The sequence below is a fragment of the Micromonospora sp. NPDC002575 genome (genome assembly GCF_042889525.1).
In the GTDB taxonomy this organism is placed as follows: domain Bacteria; phylum Actinomycetota; class Actinomycetes; order Mycobacteriales; family Micromonosporaceae; genus Micromonospora; species Micromonospora carbonacea.
The window spans coordinates 1-16,243 of sequence record NZ_JBIARA010000031.1 but is presented as its reverse complement, the minus strand read 5'-3'; the positions used below and the strand labels follow the sequence as shown (position 1 = coordinate 16,243).

General features: G+C 72.1%; 13 protein-coding genes. 7 read left to right on the top strand and 6 right to left on the bottom strand.

All coding sequences use genetic code 11. The features are described 5' to 3' along the window. The first annotated feature begins 218 nt into the window (after window positions 1-218). Entirely contained in the window at window positions 219-1,280 is a 1,062-nt protein-coding gene (locus tag ACFYWL_RS29450) for an ornithine cyclodeaminase family protein (protein WP_386979470.1), read from the top strand. Between the two features lie 485 nt (window positions 1,281-1,765). On the opposite strand, the gene ACFYWL_RS29445 is transcribed toward ACFYWL_RS29450, so the two are convergent. Continuing rightward, a complete protein-coding gene (locus tag ACFYWL_RS29445; RefSeq protein WP_386979467.1) occupies window positions 1,766-3,061 on the bottom strand; it encodes a hypothetical protein in 1,296 nt (431 codons plus the stop codon). An 893-nt stretch (window positions 3,062-3,954) separates the two neighbouring features. After that, a complete protein-coding gene (locus tag ACFYWL_RS29440; RefSeq protein ID WP_386979464.1) occupies window positions 3,955-5,007 on the bottom strand; it encodes a S1 family peptidase in 1,053 nt (350 codons plus the stop codon). Window positions 5,008-5,756: 749 nt separating this feature from the next. Here ACFYWL_RS29440 and ACFYWL_RS29435 point away from each other — a divergent pair. Beyond that, window positions 5,757-7,214, top strand: coding sequence for a non-reducing end alpha-L-arabinofuranosidase family hydrolase (locus ACFYWL_RS29435; protein WP_386979461.1), 1,458 nt, complete (start codon window positions 5,757-5,759; stop codon window positions 7,212-7,214). A gap of 228 nt (window positions 7,215-7,442) precedes the next feature. Here ACFYWL_RS29435 and ACFYWL_RS29430 read toward each other — a convergent pair whose 3' ends face one another. Then, window positions 7,443-7,817, bottom strand: a complete 375-nt coding sequence (locus tag ACFYWL_RS29430; protein ID WP_386979458.1) for a winged helix-turn-helix transcriptional regulator — start codon at window positions 7,815-7,817, stop codon at window positions 7,443-7,445. Between the two features lie 74 nt (window positions 7,818-7,891). Between ACFYWL_RS29430 and ACFYWL_RS29425 the strand changes: the two genes are divergently transcribed. Then, on the top strand, window positions 7,892-8,887 hold the full coding sequence (locus ACFYWL_RS29425; protein WP_386979455.1) for a zinc-binding alcohol dehydrogenase family protein: 996 nt from the start codon (window positions 7,892-7,894) through the stop codon (window positions 8,885-8,887). Window positions 8,888-8,917: 30 nt separating this feature from the next. Here ACFYWL_RS29425 and ACFYWL_RS29420 read toward each other — a convergent pair whose 3' ends face one another. Then, window positions 8,918-9,526, bottom strand: coding sequence for a polysaccharide deacetylase family protein (locus tag ACFYWL_RS29420; RefSeq protein ID WP_386979453.1), 609 nt, complete (start codon window positions 9,524-9,526; stop codon window positions 8,918-8,920). 38 nt (window positions 9,527-9,564) lie between these two features. Next, entirely contained in the window at window positions 9,565-11,190 is a 1,626-nt protein-coding gene (locus ACFYWL_RS29415; protein WP_386979450.1) for a glycoside hydrolase family 43 protein, read from the bottom strand. Window positions 11,191-11,437: 247 nt separating this feature from the next. On the opposite strand from ACFYWL_RS29415, the gene ACFYWL_RS29410 reads away from it, so the two are divergent. The 4 genes from ACFYWL_RS29410 to ACFYWL_RS29395 all read left to right on the top strand — a co-directional run bounded on the left by ACFYWL_RS29410 (window position 11,438) and on the right by ACFYWL_RS29395 (window position 15,697). Further along, window positions 11,438-12,733: an ABC transporter substrate-binding protein gene (locus tag ACFYWL_RS29410; protein ID WP_386979447.1), complete on the top strand. Its 1,296-nt coding sequence runs from the start codon at window positions 11,438-11,440 to the stop codon at window positions 12,731-12,733. Window positions 12,734-12,780: 47 nt separating this feature from the next. Then, complete coding sequence (locus ACFYWL_RS29405) at window positions 12,781-13,773, top strand: carbohydrate ABC transporter permease (RefSeq protein WP_386979444.1); 993 nt, start codon at window positions 12,781-12,783, stop codon at window positions 13,771-13,773. Continuing rightward, complete coding sequence (locus tag ACFYWL_RS29400) at window positions 13,770-14,609, top strand: carbohydrate ABC transporter permease (RefSeq protein ID WP_386979441.1); 840 nt, start codon at window positions 13,770-13,772, stop codon at window positions 14,607-14,609. Before ACFYWL_RS29405 ends, ACFYWL_RS29400 begins: the two co-directional genes overlap by 4 nt. A 98-nt stretch (window positions 14,610-14,707) precedes the next feature. Then, window positions 14,708-15,697 (top strand): LacI family DNA-binding transcriptional regulator, encoded by a 990-nt coding sequence (locus ACFYWL_RS29395; RefSeq protein WP_386979438.1) that lies wholly within the window; start codon window positions 14,708-14,710, stop codon window positions 15,695-15,697. A gap of 46 nt (window positions 15,698-15,743) precedes the next feature. Here ACFYWL_RS29395 and ACFYWL_RS29390 read toward each other — a convergent pair. Then, on the bottom strand, window positions 15,744-16,243 hold a 500-nt coding region (locus ACFYWL_RS29390), incomplete at its 5' end, for a cellulose binding domain-containing protein (RefSeq protein ID WP_386979435.1).

Here is a 16,243-nt window from a genome sequence, read left to right as displayed (position 1 = left end):
GGAAGTGGTGTGGATCGGCTATGCGGGGAGCGTCGGCCATTGCCGTCCGCTGGAGGGCCAACTACTATCCGATGTTGTCGCGTGCCGACGGATGACAATTTCCTTCGATCGCTCTATTGGTGGCGCTTTCCGGCCGAATCCGGCCGGTTGTTGTTTTCCGCGCGCAGAACGCGTTCCCGACGGTGAAGCCGTGGCTCGACAGACAGGGTTCCAGCGAGATGCTCATTCTGACCCAGCGGCACATCGGCCGAATAATGAACGAGGTCGGCGTCGACGCGCTGCTGACGGAGCTGATCTCGCGTCTCGGCGAGAAGTTCGTCGAGGTGCACAAGGGCGTGGCCGAGTTGTCGCCCGCCCGGGGGGCTTTCGAGCGGGAGGGGCCCGCCCCGGGGGTGATCGAGTGGATGCCGCACCGGGAGCGGAACGAGAGCACCACCATCAAGGTCGTCTCGTACAGCCCGGCGAACGTCGACGACCACGGCCTGCCGACGATCACTGCCTGCGTGGCCCGGTTCGACGACCGGACGGGGCGCACGACGGTGGTGGCCGACGGCGCGGCGCTCACCGCGCTGCGCACCGGTGCCGCGTCGGCGCTGGCCAGCCGGGCGCTGGCCCACCCCGACAGCCGAACGGTCGGGCTGGTCGGCTGCGGCGCGCAGGCGGTCACCCAACTGCACGCCCTGAGCCTCGTCTTCCCGATCGACGCGGTGCTGGCCTGGGACGTCGACCCCGCCCACCTGGCGTCCTTCGGCCGTAGGGCCGGCTTCACCGGGCTGGCGGTGACGGCGGCCAGCCCCGCTGAGGTGGCGAGGTCCGCCGACATCCTGGTGACGGCGACGTCGGTGGGCATCGGCGCGGGTCCCGTCTTCCCGGACGCCTCGCTGCGGGAGCACCTGCACGTCAACGCGGTCGGCTCCGACATCGTGGGCAAGGTCGAGCTGCCCCGGACGCTGGTGGACCGGGCGCTGGTGTGCCCCGACCACCCTGAGCAGGCGGCGCGGGAGGGCGAGAGTCAGGTCCTCGATCCGCGACGCCTCGGCCCCTCGCTCAGCGAGATCTGCGCCGACCCGGGCATCGTGGCGGACGCCCGCTACGGGCAGACGGTCTTCGACTCGACCGGCATCGCGCTCGAGGACCACGTCGCCCTGGACCTCTTCGTCGAACTGGCCGCGCAGCTCCGGGTGGGCACGGAGGTCGAGTTCTCCGACGAGCCGACCGACGTGCTGAACCCGTACGCCATCGGCACGGCGGCCGTGCCCGCGGCCCGGTCGATGCGCTGACGGGCACGCCGTCACGCGCGGGGCACCCCGCCCCGATGTCCTGGTGGTGAACACGGCCCTGTGGCGTCGCCTTCCCGGCCGCGCAACGCCGAACGCGGCGCAGGGCGCGAACGTCCGAACCGGCGATACGTCTACCGGCCGGCCGCGGCACGGGCCGGTCGTGGCGTAGGGCTGCCCGTAGCACAGCAGCCGGCAGCGCCATTCCCGGAGCCCTCGGACAGCCGGAATCGGCGCGCCGGCGCAACGTGCCGGTCCAGCCGCCGGGACTGCCGCCTCGGTTGCCCCGACGCGGAGGACGACCGGCGGCGAGGACGACCGGCGGCGAGGATAACCGGCGGCTAGGACGACCGGCGGCAGCGGCGACAACGGTTGCTCGGGCCAGCCCCACGGCAGTCCGCCCGGCCCGCGGGACCAGCGGGCCGGGCGGTGGGTGGTCGGGCCGTAGCCCGGGCAGCACCCCGATCGTGGCGCGTGCGCCGGTCGGATCAGGCGGAGCAGCCGTGGGGCCCCTCGGTGGTGAGCGTGGCCAACGAGCAGACCGTCACCAGCGGGTAGTACGCCCCCATGATCGCCGCCGCCGTCTCCGCCGAGCTGTTCATCGGCACGTTCTGCACGGCGTACGGGAAGTCCTCCACCGGGAGCAGGTGCCGGAGCAGGACCATGTGCGGGACCGTCGGGTAGGAGACGGAGAAGGGCACGAAGGTGGTGTTCCTGACGTCCTCGATGGCCGCCCGCTGGCCTTCCGTGCCGAGGACGAAGGCGTAGTTACCGTGTCGGTCGACGCGGGTCTCGTCGTTGTAGCGGCAGCCGTAGCTCGTCGACCCGTCGGCGAACCGGTTGATCACGACGGGCTTGTACTGGCCGCCCAGGTTGGTGCACATCGACCAGTAGCGGACCTCGGACCGCCGACGGGGCCAGGAGACCGGACGGGTCCCGGAGACCGCCTGCGGCGCCCGGCCGCGGATCACCACGACGTGGTCCGGCCCCGGCGGGATGAGCCAGGTGCCGAGGTAGGCGTTGTCCGGGTTCGGAGCGAGGTTCTCCACCTCGGACGTGCGGGTGAAGAGCTTGTCGCCGGTGATCGGGGGAGGGCTGGGGCGGTTCGCCTGGCCGGGGCCCTCGGGCCCGTCGCCGGTCGACTGCCCCGTCGAGTCGGAGGTCGCCACCCCCACCTCCGTCCCGGCGGCCGGCGGCACGGCGGTCGGCGTGGCGGTCGGCGACGGGGGCGCGGGTGACGGGCTGGTCGGCGGGGAGGGCGGCGGAGGGGTCGGGGACGGGGTCGGCGGTGGTGCGGGAGGGCAGGTGGGCAGCGTCTTCGACACGCCCCCCTGGGTCAGGGTCACGGTCGGCAGGACCACCGTCGAGTCGCCGCCGGTGGGCAGGTAGACCCGGTAGATCACCGAGGCCTTCGCCCCGGGCACGGCGTCCTCCCGGGACAGCGGCAACCGGTTGGTCTGCCCGGGGGCCACGTCCGGGCTGAGCGTGATGGTGAACCGGCCGCCCGGCCCCCTGATGCCCTGCCACGGGTTGGCGCTGCCCGGGTCCGGTGCGATGAGGTGGTCGGGCAGGCTGGAGCTGGCACCGTTACGGCTGAACCAGGTGGGCTTGTCGTCGTAGACGGTGAAGGACGCGTAGCGGGCGTCCGGGAAGACCCCCGAGATGGTGATCTCCAGGTCCTCCGTCACGGGGTAGACGGTCGACCAGTAGGTGGCGGCGCTGTCGGGCCAGTAGGCATTCAGCCCCGTAACCCCGTATTTCGACGCCCACGCGCACTCGGGCATCGCGATGGTGGTGGCGGCCGGGCCCTGGGCGTCGACAGGTGCCGCGGTCAGAGGAAGGGCCAACGCAATCAGCCCGGACGTCAAAAGGAGTGCCCGGCCCGCACTCCGAATCGCTTTTCCCCGAACGGGTATCGTCATGTGATCGACTTGACCACATGGATATTGCCAGAAGGTTACACGCGGATCAGCGGTGGACAATTTCCACCGTTCGGCCCGGGTCGATTCGGTGCCTTCGCCGATAGCGGCCGCCCGGAGGGTGAAGTGTTCGTTTCGCTCAAGACGCCGAAATCCGCATCATTCAACGGAAAGGCGCACACCTGGGCGAATTCGAATCGCGCCCGGCCGGGTGGCCCCCGTCGCCCGATCCGCCCCGGATCCCGTCGCGGCGTAAGGCGGTCCTCGCCCGTGCCGAGTCGTCCGGATGGTACGGGAACGCTTTCCCATGGCCGGCGGATCGCGTCCGTGGCGGAGCCCGTCGGCGCTGTTGTCGGCCGCGCGCCGTCCCGCCGGGTCGGCACGGGAAAGACCGCGTTCCTGCGGCAGGCGATTCGAGTGTCGCGCCGCATTCCCACGTTTCCGGCGCCACGGCCGGGAGGGCTGCGTCCCCGCGGGCCGGGCATTGTCGGAACACCGTCACCGGCTCCGGCGCCGTCGATGCCGGACCGCCCGTGCGGTGGGCGGAGCCATGCGGGCGGGCGTGGGTCGGAGCTTGGCGTCGACAAGCGCGGTGACAGGCGAGGTGGGAAGGCGTACACCAGGCATTTCGGCGCGGTGCAGGCGTGCGCCGAAATGCCTGGCGTTTGTCGTTCGGAGGCTGCGTCGCGGCCCCGGGGAAGGGCGGCCGGGCGGGGCGGGGCGACAGCCCGTGCCCCGCCCGGCCGCCCGACCGATGATCAGACGATCTCGACCCCGTAGACGCTCAGCGCCTCGGTCACCGGCTGGAAGTAGGTGGTGCCGCCCGAGGAGCAGTTGCCGTTGCCGCCGGAGGTGAGGCCGAGGGCGGTGCTCCCGCTGAACAGCGCGCCGCCGCTGTCGCCCGGTTCCGCGCAGACGGTGGTGCGGATCAGCCCGGTGACGGAGCCCTCGACATAGTTCACCGTGGCGTCGACCGCCTCGACCGTGCCGTCGTGCAGGCCGGTGGTGCTGCCGGAGCGCTGCACGCTCTGGCCGACGAAGGCGTCGGCCGCTGCGGTGATGTCCTGGGCGGTGCCGTCGTAGCGGGAGACGCTGCCGTCGGCGGCTGCCGCGCTGCTGTGCGCGACGATGCCGTAGTCGTCGCCGGGGAAACTGCCCGTGCCGCCGGAGCCGAGCAGGACGCTCTGCCCGGAGTCGGCGTACCAGTTGGCGGCGATGTCGGTGCAGTGCCCGGCGGTGAGGAAGTAGTAGGTGTCGCCGCTGCGGACGTTGAAGCCGAGCGAGCAGCGGCCACCGCCCTCGGCCCAGATGGCCTCGCCGCCGGCGGCCCGGGTGCTGAGCGTCCCGGCCTCCCGCTCGATGCGGACGCTGCCGCCGAGGCGGCCGGCGACGGCCTCGACGCGCTGGAGCTTCGCTCCGGTGACGGTGCTGTCGACGGAGACGACGACCTGGTTGGTGGCCGGATCGGTCCACCACGCGGTGCCGGGGATCCGCGCGGAGCTGCCGAGGGCGGCGGTGGCGCGGGCGAGGTCGTCGGCGCCGCGGGTGACGAGCTTCGGGGTCGCGCCGGCCGCGCGGACCTGCCGGGCGGCGGAGTCGTCGGTCACGGTGACGACCATGGTGCCGTCGGCGCGGGCGTACGCCCCGCCGGAGCGGTCGCCGAGTGCGGCGGCGAGCGCGGTGACTCTGTCTGGGGAGGCGGGCGTCGCGGGTGCGGCCTGGGCGGGGGCGCCGGCCAGCGCGCCGACAGCCAGCACGCCTGCCGCCGACACGGCGGTGGCGCGGCGCAGCGGGGACCCGGAGAGTCGCATGTGGTACCTCCTGGAGCTGAGCGCGGGCAGCCTTTCGGACTGCCCCGGGCAGCCGATCGGGTGGTGAGGCCCACCCGATCGGAGGCGTCGAAGTATTCATAGGTTTAACAATCATTGCAAGGGTGATGGTTGGTCGGACTCGGCCGGATCTCACACGTTGGGTCCCGACAGTCCGGTGAGCGGCAACTCCGATGGTTACCGGCGGTTTGGCGAGTTTTCGCAGGCCGCTCGTCGCGGTTTGCGGCCTTCCGGCGACGGGTTCGGTTGCCCGGTGACCGGATGGCGGGACGGGGGCGAAAAGTCGCCCCGGCGTCGGCGGCGCGCCGCCGGAGGCCCCGGTGGCGTCGGGCCAGGATTGCCGGCCCGGCCCCGCGGAGCCACAGCCGCCCTGGGTCGACGCGACAAGATCGCCACCGGTCGATGCCTTGTGAGTGTGAGCGGTCACAAGCTACCCTCCGCTACGGGAGCGAAGGGCACGCTCCACCGACCGCCGGCCCCGCCGCTGCGGAGCCGGCCGGTCGAGCGGGACAGTGTCGAACGGCAGGTCCGGGGCCGCCGCCGCACACTGCCCAGCGTCACCCGACGCCGTGCGCGCGGACGTTGCCGGCGGGTCCACCCGCCCCGCGCCCCGGCCACCGGGCACCTCCAGCCGATGCGCGCCGCGCGACGCCCGTTCCGGCCCGGGGCGAGCGTCCGCCGCCGTCGGCCCGCCTTCTCGTCTCCGACACCCATGACAGATTGGAATGCCAGTGCGAAAGTCTGCGAGGGTCCGAGCCGGCCTGGTCCTGGCCGCCGCCGGGCTCGCCGCCTCCGGCGCCGCCGCCGTGCTGCCCGCGCAGGCGGCTGCCGCCGGTTGCTCGGTCAGCTACGCCGTGTCGTCGCAGTGGACCGGTGGCTTCGGCGCGAACGTGACGGTCACGAACCTGGGTGACGCGGTCGTCGGTTGGGCGCTGACCTGGACCTACGGGGCCGGGCAGCAGGTGACCCAGGCGTGGAACGCGACGGTGACGCAGAGCGGGGCCCAGGTGACGGCCCGCAACGTCGGCTACAACGCCACCATCGGCACCAACGCCAGCGTGTCCTTCGGCTTCAACGGCTCCTGGGCCGGCAGCAACCCCGCCCCGACGAGCTTCACCCTCAACGGCACCGTCTGCACGGGGGGCGTCACGAACCCGACCACGCCCCCGCCCACGACCACCCCGCCCCCCACGAGCACGCCCCCGCCCACCACGCCCCCGCCCACCACGCCGCCCACCGGGACGCTGCCGTCCAGCTTTCGGTGGTCCTCCAGCGGCGCGCTGGTCGGCCCGAAAAACGACGGCCGGGGCATCGCGGGGATCAAGGACCCGTCGGTGGTCTACCACGACGGCAAGTACCACGTGTTCGCCAGCACGGCGCAGTCGGCGGGCTACAACCTGGTCTACTTCAACTTCACCGACTGGTCGCAGGCGGGCTCGGCGACGTTCCACTACCTCGACCAGTCGCCCATCGGCACCGGCTACCGGGCGGCGCCGCAGGTGTTCTACTTCGCGCCGCAGCGGCTGTGGTACCTGGTCTACCAGACGGGCAACGCGTCGTACTCGACGAACCCGGACATCAGCAACCCGAACGGGTGGACCGCGCCGAAGCACTTCTACAGCGGCATGCCGCAGATCATCCGGGACAACATCGGCGACGGCTACTGGGTCGACATGTGGGTGATCTGCGACAGCGCCAACTGCCACCTGTTCTCCTCCGACGACAACGGCCACCTCTACCGCTCGCAGACGAGCGTGGCGAACTTCCCCAACGGGATGAGCCAGCCGGTGATCGCGATGCAGGACACCGACAAGAACCGGCTGTTCGAGGCGTCCAACGTCTACCGGGTCGGCGACCGGTACCTGCTGCTGATCGAGGCGATCGGCAGCGACGGGCGGCGCTGGTTCCGGTCCTGGACCTCCACCAGCATCGCCGGGCCGTGGCAGGCCCTGGCCGCCGAGGAGAACAACCCGTTCGCCCGGCACAACAACGTGACCTTCAGCGGCACGGCCTGGTCGCGGGACATCAGCCACGGTGAGCTGATCCGCAGCGGCAACGACCAGACCCTGCCGATTAGCCCCTGCAACCTGCGCTTCCTCTATCAGGGGCTGGACCCGAACGCGGGTGGGGACTACAACAGCCTGCCCTGGCGGCTGGGCCTGATCACCCAGACCAACTCCACCTGCTGACCGCGTCCGGCGGCGGGTCGACGCTCCGGCGCCGGTCGGGCCACGACCGGCGTCGGGATCACCACCGGCAGGGCACCGGCCACAGGCGGGCGCGGACGCGTCGGCTGGCCGAGCCGGTGGGGCCGGTGCGGAGGGGGCGAGCTCCGCACCGGCCCCGTGGTGTGCGCCGGGACGACCGCGGCGACGCCGCCGTGGCCGGCGCGCGGTCGACATCGTCTCCGACCGGGGCTACTGGCCGTGCGGCGCGTGCGCCCGGTCGGGGAAGCGCTCGATGTTCTCCACCACCCAGCGGCGCAGCCGGGCCAGTGGCTCGCACGCGTCCCATCCCAGGGCCGTCAGGGAATATTCCACGTGCAGCGGCACCGCCGGATACACCGTGCGGTCGACGAGCCCGTGCTCCTCCAGCCGGCGCAGTGTGGCGGTGAGCACCTTCGGGCTGATCCCGTCGAGGCGGGCGCGGAGTTCGCCGAAGCGCCGGGGCCCGTCCTCCAGCGCCCCCAGCGCCAGCGCGCTCCACTTGTTGGCCAGCAGGTCCAGGATGTGGCGGCACGGGCAGGACGCGTCGTAGACGTCGTGGGCCCGGCCGCAGGCGGTCGTGAGCACGCGGCCATCCTAGTTCCCTTCGGATACCAATGACCGTTGACGGTAACTAGGGTCGTCGAAATAGCGTCCCGGGCATGGCTGACTTGATGCGTGCGGTCGGGTACCGCAGGAACCTGCCCAGCTCCGATCCGTCCTCGCTGCTCGACCTGACCCTCCCCGTCCCGACGCCCGGGGACCACGACCTCCTGGTCCGGGTCGAGGCCGTCTCCGTCAACCCGGCCGACGTCAAGGTCCGCGCCGGCAGCGTCCCCGGCGACGAGCCGAAGATCCTCGGGTACGACGCGGCCGGCGTGGTGGAGCGCGTCGGCCCCGCGGTCACCCTCTTCGCCCCGGGCGACGAGGTCTGGTACGCGGGCTCGATGGTCCGCCCCGGCACGAACTCCGAGCTGCACCTGGTCGACGAGCGCATCGTCGGGCCGAAGCCGGCGTCGCTGGACTTCGCCGAGGCCGCGGCCCTGCCGCTCACGGCGCTCACCGCGTGGGAGTCACTGTTCGACCGGCTCCGGCTGACCGCCACCAGCACCGGCACCCTGCTGGTCCTGGGCGCGGCCGGCGGCGTGGGTTCCATCCTCGTCCAGCTCGCCCGGCACCTGACCGACCTCGAGGTCGTCGGGACGGCGTCGCGCCCGGAGTCCCGGCGGTTCGTCCTCGACCAGGGCGCGCACCGCGTCGTCGACCACCACGCGGACCTGGCCGAGGCGCTGCCCGGCGGCGTCGACCACGTCTTCAGCCCGTTCTCCGCCGGGATGGTCGAGACCTTCGCCCGGATCGTGCGCCCGTTCGGTGCCGTGGTCGCCATCGACGAGCCTGCGGGCCTGGACCTGCTGCCCCTGAAGGCCAAGAGCATCGCCTGGCACTGGGAGCTGATGTTCACCCGGCCCCTGTACGACCCGGCCAGCCTCGCGCAGCACCACATTCTGCGGCAGGTCTCGGAGCTGGTGGACAAGGGGGTCCTGCGTACCACGATGACCACGCGGATCGACGGCATCGACGCCGCCAACCTGCGCCGGGCGCACGCCTTGGTCGAAAGCGGCGCGACGATTGGCAAGATCGTCCTCGCCGGGTTCTGAGGACCGCCCGCCCGACCCGCCGGGCCGGCGTCAGGGCCAGTCCGGCCGCCGTGGCAGGGCGAACCGCCAGCCCTCCGCCGCCAGCAGGGGCACGACGCGCTCGACCGCGTCGACGGTCTGGCTGCGGTCGCCGCCCCCGTCGTGCAGCAGCACCACGGCCCCCGGGGTGATCCCGTCGCACAGGCGGCGGACCAGCTCGTCGGCCCCCGGCGGGTCCCAGTCGCCGACGGCCAGCCGCCAGCCGAGCGGGCGCATGCCCAGGGCGGCGGCCACGGCGGGCGTGCGGCCCCAGGCGCCGTAGGGGGCGCGGAAGTACGGTATCCGCGCCCCCGGCACGGCACGGCGGATGGCCGCGTCGGCCTCCCGCAGGTCCGCCTCGATCCGCTCCGGGGACCAGGAACTCATGTCCTCGTGGCGCATGCTGTGGTTGCCCAGCGTGTGCCCGTCGGCCACGATCCGGCGTGCCACCTCGGGGTGGGCGTCGACGTGCTCGCCCCACAGGCAGAACACGGCCGCGATGCCGTGCCGGCGCAGCACGTCGAGCAGGCGCGGCGTGTCGGCGGGGTTCGGCCCGTCGTCGAAGGTGAGGCCGAGCACCCGGCCCCCGCCACGGGTGGTGTCGACGATGTCGGCGCTCACCCCGGGGCGGGGTGCGGGGACGGGTCGCATGGGCGTCGTCAGTGCTCCCGGTAGGTGGCCAGGTCGAAGTCGGCGTAAGCCCCGTCGCCGCCGAGGTCCTGCACCCACAGCCCGAGCAGGGCGCCGGTGAAGCCCCACGCCGCCGGCTCGCCGTCGATGATCAGCGCGGCGTGCTCGTCGGACAGGATCGTCGCGTCCAGCTCCACCGGGAGCCGCAGCCACCCGGCGCCGAGGTCGTACCAGAATCGCACCACGGGCCCGTCGAACTCGGCCCGCAGGCCGACCGGGCCGGTGCCGGGCGCGTCGACGGTGAGTTCGGGGTACGGCGTGCGCCGCCCGCTGTCGGAGCTGAGCAGCTCCAGCACCCGCCGGCCGTCGTCGGCGCGGGTGAGGTAGAGGTGGTGCCAGTTGAGGGTGTTGTAGTAGGCGGTGACCCCGGCGAGTTGGTAGTGGTCGACCGGGTCGAACTCGACGACGGTCTCCAGCGAGCAGTGCGTGGCGCCGACGCGGCGCGCGACCAGGCTGGGCGCCTGCCTGCCCACCGGCGACTGTCCCCCGTGGACGCGCAGGTGCGACGGGCGGCTGCGCAGGTCGACCCAGTCGTCGGTGGCGGGCCGGCGCAGCGTCGACCAGCACGGGCCCAGCTCGCCGGCGTCGAAGTGGTCGGTGGCGGGCTCGTCCGGCCACGGGTGCGCGGGCAGGCCGGGCGCGGCCACCTCGTCCGCCGGGACGCCGCCGGGGATGCTCGGCCAGCCGCCGGCGGGCCACTCGACCCGCTGGATGGCGGTCTCCCGCCCCAGCACGCAGTTGCCCAGCGGGGTGTAGGGGCGGCCGACGAGGTGCGCCAGGTACCAGTCGCCGTGCGGGGTCTGCACCAGGCTGCCGTGCCCGGCCTTCTGCAGCGGCAGGTCGGGCCGGCCCACCGAGGTCAGCAGCGGTCCCGCCGGGTCCACCTCGTACGGCCCCAGCAGCTCGCGGGAGCGGGCCACGGTGACCTGGTGCTCCCAGCTGGTGCCCCCCTCGGCGGTGACCAGCCAGTACCAGCCGTCGTGGCGGTAGAGGTGCGGGCCCTCGGTCAGCCCGACCGACGTGCCGGTGAACAGCAGCCGGGGGCGGCCGACGAGGCGGCGCTCGGCGCGGTCGTAGCGCTGGATCTCGATGCCGGCGAAGCGGTCGCGCCCGGGCCGCCAGTCCGCGCGCATGCTCAGCATCCAGGTGCTGCCGTCCTCGTCGTGGAACAGCGACGCGTCGAAGCCACGCCCGTGCAGCTGCACCGGATCCGACCAGGGGCCGGCGATGTCGGGCGCGGTGATGAGGTAGTTCTGCGGGTCCCAGTAGCCGCTGGCGAAGCTGGCCACGTCGCTGTAGACGAGGAAGAACTGGCCGTCGTGCCAGGTCAGGTCGGGTGCCCACACCCCGTTGGAGTCGCCGCAGCCGCGCAGGTCGAGCAGGCGGCGCTCGGTGACGATCCCGCCGAGCGGACGCCAGTGCACGAGGTCGCGGGAGTGGTGCACCCGGACCCCCGGGTACCACTCGAAGGTGGAGGTGGCCAGGTAGTAGTCGTCGTCGACCCGCAGGATCGACGGGTCCGGGTGGAACCCGGGAAGGACGGGATTGCGGATCGACCGGGCAGCGGTCGCCACGTCAGCGGTCTCGGTCGACACGTCGGCTCCTCATGGTGCGGCTTTCGGAACTTCCGGACGCTCGGCCCGGATTATCGGTAGGTGTCGACCACGGTAGCCGTTGACGTCGCCTTAGGACAGACCCCTTGACCCGGACATACGCTTCGTCGTAGCGTGCCCGCCATCGATCGGTAATACCGGCGAAGCATTGGAACTTCCGAAGATTACGTCGAGTCCTGCCGGCTCGATCAGCATCCGAGCACCTCGTGAGTCCCCGAAGGGATGGACCATGTCAGCGCACCTCTCCCGCAGATCGCTGCTCGGCCTCGTCGGCGCCGGCGCCGGCGCCTACCTGCTCAGCGGCTGTAGCGGCGACGACGACTCCGGCGACCCGAACGCCCCGCAGACCATCGACTGGTGGCACATCCAGAACACCGAGCCGATGCTGCCGGTGTGGGCGGCGGCGGCCGAGGAGTACAAGACCGCGCACCCGAACGTCAAGATCGAGATCCAGCCCCTGGAGAACGAGGCGTTCAAGGCCAAGCTGACGACCGCCACCCAGGCCGGGTCCCCGCCCGACCTCTTCCAGTCGTGGGGCGGCGGCGTGCTCCGGCAGCAGGCGGAGGCCGGCCTGGTCAAGGACATCACCGACGACGTGCAGCCGTGGATCGGGAGCCTGCTGCCCCTGTCCCTGGAGCCCTACACCATCGACGGCAAGATCTACGGCGTGCCGTTCGACATTGGCATGGTCGGCTTCTGGTACAACAAGGACCTCTTCGCCAAGGCCCAGATCACCGAGCCGCCGACCACCTGGGCCGGGCTGCTCGACACGGTCCGCAAGCTCAAGGCCGCCGGCATCGTCCCGATCGCGCTGGCCGGCAAGGAGAAGTGGCCGGCCCACTTCTACTGGGCCTACCTGTCCATGCGCATCGGTGGGCTCGGCGCTCTCCAGCAGGCCGCCAAGGACAAGAACTTCGACACCCCCGACTTCGTGGCCGCCGGCGACCGGCTCAAGGAGCTGATCGACCTCCAGCCGTTCCAGAAGGGCTTCCTCGGCGCCGAGTACGGCTCCCCGGACGGCCAGGCCGCCACCATGGGCAACGGCGGCGCGGCGCTGGAGCTGATGGGGCAGTGGGCCCCGTCGGTGCAGGCGTCCAGCTCCACCAGCAAGAAGGGCATCGGCGACAAGCTCGGCTTCTTCCCGTTCCCGGCCGTCGACGGCGGCAAGGGCTCCGCCACCGAGGTGTTCGGCGGCGGCAACGGCTTCGCCGTCGGCAAGGACGCCCCCGCCGCGACCCTCGACTTCCTCAAGGCCCTGCTCAGCGTCGATAGCCAGCGCAAGTCCGCCAAGACCGGCGCGGTGCTGCCGACGGTCAAGGAGGCGACCGACGCGATCGCCGACCCCAACAACAAGACCGTCGCGCAGGCCCTGGCCAGCGCCACCGGCTTCCAGCTCTACCTCGACCAGGCGTACCCGCCCGCCGTCGGCCAGCAGGTCAACGACAGCGTCGCCGAACTGATCGCCGGCAACAAGACGTCCGCGGAGATCCTCAAGGACATCACCGCGGTCGCGAAGAGCCAGTAGCCGTTCCCCCGACCCGTGGCCCGCTGAGAGAATCGAGTGGAACACGTATGACCAGGCCATCGACCGTGCCGGACACCAGGCGCGGCGGCCCGGCGACCGACCCGCCGGGGCCGGGTACCGCGCGACGGCGCGGCGCCCGGCCCCGGCCGGGCCGCCGCCGCGTCCTCGCCATCTTCCTGACCCCGGCCCTGGTGCTGTTCCTGCTGCTGGTCATCGCCCCCATCGTGGTGGCCAGCTACGCCAGCCTCTACAAGTGGAACGGCTTCAACCTGCCGCAGAACTTCGTCGGGCTGGACAACTACACCCGCGCCTTCGGCGACCCGACGTTCCGCGGCGACCTCTGGCACGGCCTCGTGCTGATCGTGCTGTCGCTGACCATCCAGCTGCCCGTCGCGCTGGGCCTGGCCATGCTGCTCAACCAGCCCCTGCGGGGTCGCAGCATCTACCGGCTGATCTTCTTCGCCCCGTACGTGCTCTCCGAGGTCACCACCGCGGTCCTGTTCAACCTGGTGTTCTCGCCGAACCGGGGGCTGGGTGACTCGATCACGCGGTGGCTGGGCTCCGACGCCGGCACCATCTTCGCCGACCCGGACACCGTGCTGTTCGCCGTCTTCATGATCGTGTCCTGGAAGTACTTCGGGCTCTACATGATGCTCTTCCTGGCCGCCCGGCAGGGCATCCCCAAGGAGCTGAACGAGGCCGCCACCACCGACGGCGCCGGGCCCTGGCAGGCCTTCCGGCACGTGACCCTGCCCCTGCTCGGGCCGACGATCCGGATCAGCGTCTTCCTGTCGGTCATCGGCACCATCCAGCTGTTCGACATGGTCTGGGTGCTCACCGGCGGCGGCCCCATCCACGCCTCCGAGACGATGGCCGTGACGATGTTCCAGTACGGCTTCCGCCGCTTCGAGGTCGGCTACGCCAGCGCGATCAGCATCGTCATGTTCCTGCTGAGCTTCGTGTTCGCCCTCATCTACCAGCGCGTCGTGCTGCGCCGCGACACCGAGGGCGCGATCACCAACCAGGGAGACAACCGATGACCAGCACGGCGAACCCCGCCCTGCGGGCCCGCCGCCTCGTGTTGCACCTCGTCTGCATCGCCGTCGGCGCGCTCATCGTCGTGCCGGTCTGGTTCGGGGTGCTCGGCGGGTTCAAGGACAACGGGCAGCTGTCCGTCAACCCCCTCGGCTGGCCCGACCCGTGGGTGCCGAGCAACTACACCGACATCCTCACCTCCGGGGTGTTCTGGCGGCAGCTGGGCAACAGCGTCCTCATCGCGGTGACCGGCACGTTCATCATGGTCGCCGCGGCGGCGATGGCCGCGTTCGTCTTCGCGCGCTTCGCGTTCCGGGGGCGGGAGCTGCTGTTCACCCTGTTCGGCGTGGGGCTGATGTTCCCGTTCGCGGTGGCCATCCTGCCGCTGTTCGTGCTGCTGCGTGGCCTGGGCCTGCTGGACAACCCCCTCGGGGTGATCCTGCCCCAGGCCGCGTTCGGCCTGCCGATCACCGTCATCATCCTGCGGCAGTTCTTCCGCACCATTCCCGGCGAGGTCGAGGAGGCCGCGATCCTCGACGGGTGCAGCCCGTTCGGGTTCTTCTGGCGGATCCTGCTGCCGATGGCCCGCCCCGCGCTGGCCACCGTCTCCGTGCTGGCCCTCGTGACGAGCTGGAACAACTTCATGCTGCCGCTGGTCGTGTTCACCGACCAGAGCTGGTGGACCCTGCCCGTCGGGGTCCAGGCGTTCCAGGGGCAGTATTCCGACGACACCGCCCGGGTGCTCGCCTACGTGGTGCTGTCGATGGTGCCGGCCCTCGGCTTCTACGCCGTGGCCGAACGCCAGCTCATCAGTGGTCTCTCGGGCAGCGTCAAGGGGTGACCGGCGGCTGCTGCGATAGCCTTCTGCGACCGTAGGCACCAGGTGAGACGAAAGGGCGGGCCGTGGGTTCCGACAGCAGCCGAAACGTCACCATCGCGATGATCGCGCGTCTGGCCGGCGTTTCCGTGCCTACGGTCTCCCGGGTCATCAACGGCCGCTCCGACGTCGCCCCGCAGACCCGGGAGCGCGTCGAGGAGCTGCTGACCCGGCACGGCTACCGCCGCCGGCTGCCCAGCAGGCGCGCCAGCTCCGCCCTGATCGACCTGGTCTTCAACGACCTGGACAGCCCCTGGGCCGTGGAGATCATCCGGGGGGTGGAGGACGTCGCGCACAGCAGCGGCGCGGGCACCGTCGTCTCGGCCATCCACCAGCGCACCTCGGCGGCCAAGCAGTGGCTCGACAACATGCGCGGCCGGTCCACGGAGGGGGTCATCTTCGTGACCTCGATGGTGGCGCCGCCGTTGCAGGCCGAGCTGCGGCGGCTCAACCTGCCGGTGGTCATCGTCGACCCCGCCGGCGTGGCCCCGCAGGAGGCGCCCACCATCGGCGCCACCAACTGGGCGGGCAGCCTGGAGGCCAACCAGTACCTGCTCGGCCTGGGCCACCGGCGCGTCGGCTTCATCGCCGGGCCGCCGCAGCTGATGTGCAGCCGGGCCCGGCTGGACGGCTACCGGGCGGCGCTCGACGCCGCGGGCGTCGCCGTCGACGACGCCCTCATCCGGCCGGGCAACTTCTACCACGAGTCCGGCTACGCCGCCGGCACCCAGCTGCTGGCGTTGCCCGACCCGCCGACCGCGATCTTCGCCTCCAGCGACCAGATGGCGCTCGGCGTCTACGAGGCGGTCCGCAAGCGCGGCCTGCGGGTGCCCGACGACGTCAGCGTGGTGGGCTTCGACGACCTGCCCGAGGTGCGGTGGTGCTCCCCGCCGCTGACCACCGTCCGGCAGCCGCTCGCGGAGATGGGCATGCTGGCGGCGCGTACCGTGCTGCGGCTCGCCCGGGGCGAGCGGATCGAGAGCCCGCGGATCGAGCTCGCCACCGAGCTCGTCGTCCGCGACAGCACCGCGCCCCCGTCCCGTACGCGCTGACTGGGGGTGGGCCTGCTCCGGCCCACCCCCGGTCACCGTCGCGCGGTCAGGAGGACGTGCAGGTGAGGTTGGTAGGCGCCTGGGCGCTGCCGGTGCTGGAGGCGATGTAGCCGGCCGTGGTCGAGCCGCCGGGGGACAACTGTCCGTTGTAGGCGGCGTTGGTCACGGTGACCTGGCTGCCCTGCTGGCCGAAGGTCGCGTTCCAGCCCTGCGACAGGGTCTGCCCGGTGGGCAGCGAGAAGGTCACCCGCCAGCCGCTGATGGCGGCACCCCCGGTGTTGGCGATGGTGAGCCTGCCCTCGTAGCCGCCGGACCAGGATCCGACCTGCGTGAACGTGACGCCGCACGCCTGCCCGGCCGGCGGGGTGGTGGGCGGCGGGGTGGTGGGAGCGGGCGTGGTGGGGGCCGGGGTGGTGGGGGTGGGCGTGGGCGTCGGGTCGCCGCCGGTGCCGAACTGCCACCAGTTGAGGTTGAACAGGTTGCCGCTGCCGCCGACGAACCGCAGGTACAGGTCCTGGGTGCCGGTCGCGCCGCTCACCGGACACG

Excerpts from the sequence above, each read along its gene's own strand:
- ACFYWL_RS29450 (WP_386979470.1), top strand. The coding sequence starts at position 219 with ATGCTCATTCTGACCCAGCGGCACATCGGCCGAATAATGAACGAGGTC.
- ACFYWL_RS29445 (WP_386979467.1), bottom strand. The coding sequence starts at position 3,061 with ATGCCCGAGTGCGCGTGGGCGTCGAAATACGGGGTTACGGGGCTGAAT.
- ACFYWL_RS29440 (WP_386979464.1), bottom strand. The coding sequence starts at position 5,007 with ATGCGACTCTCCGGGTCCCCGCTGCGCCGCGCCACCGCCGTGTCGGCG.
- ACFYWL_RS29425 (WP_386979455.1), top strand. The coding sequence starts at position 7,892 with ATGGCTGACTTGATGCGTGCGGTCGGGTACCGCAGGAACCTGCCCAGC.
- ACFYWL_RS29410 (WP_386979447.1), top strand. The coding sequence starts at position 11,438 with ATGTCAGCGCACCTCTCCCGCAGATCGCTGCTCGGCCTCGTCGGCGCC.
- ACFYWL_RS29405 (WP_386979444.1), top strand. The coding sequence starts at position 12,781 with ATGACCAGGCCATCGACCGTGCCGGACACCAGGCGCGGCGGCCCGGCG.
- ACFYWL_RS29400 (WP_386979441.1), top strand. The coding sequence starts at position 13,770 with ATGACCAGCACGGCGAACCCCGCCCTGCGGGCCCGCCGCCTCGTGTTG.
- ACFYWL_RS29395 (WP_386979438.1), top strand. The coding sequence starts at position 14,708 with ATGATCGCGCGTCTGGCCGGCGTTTCCGTGCCTACGGTCTCCCGGGTC.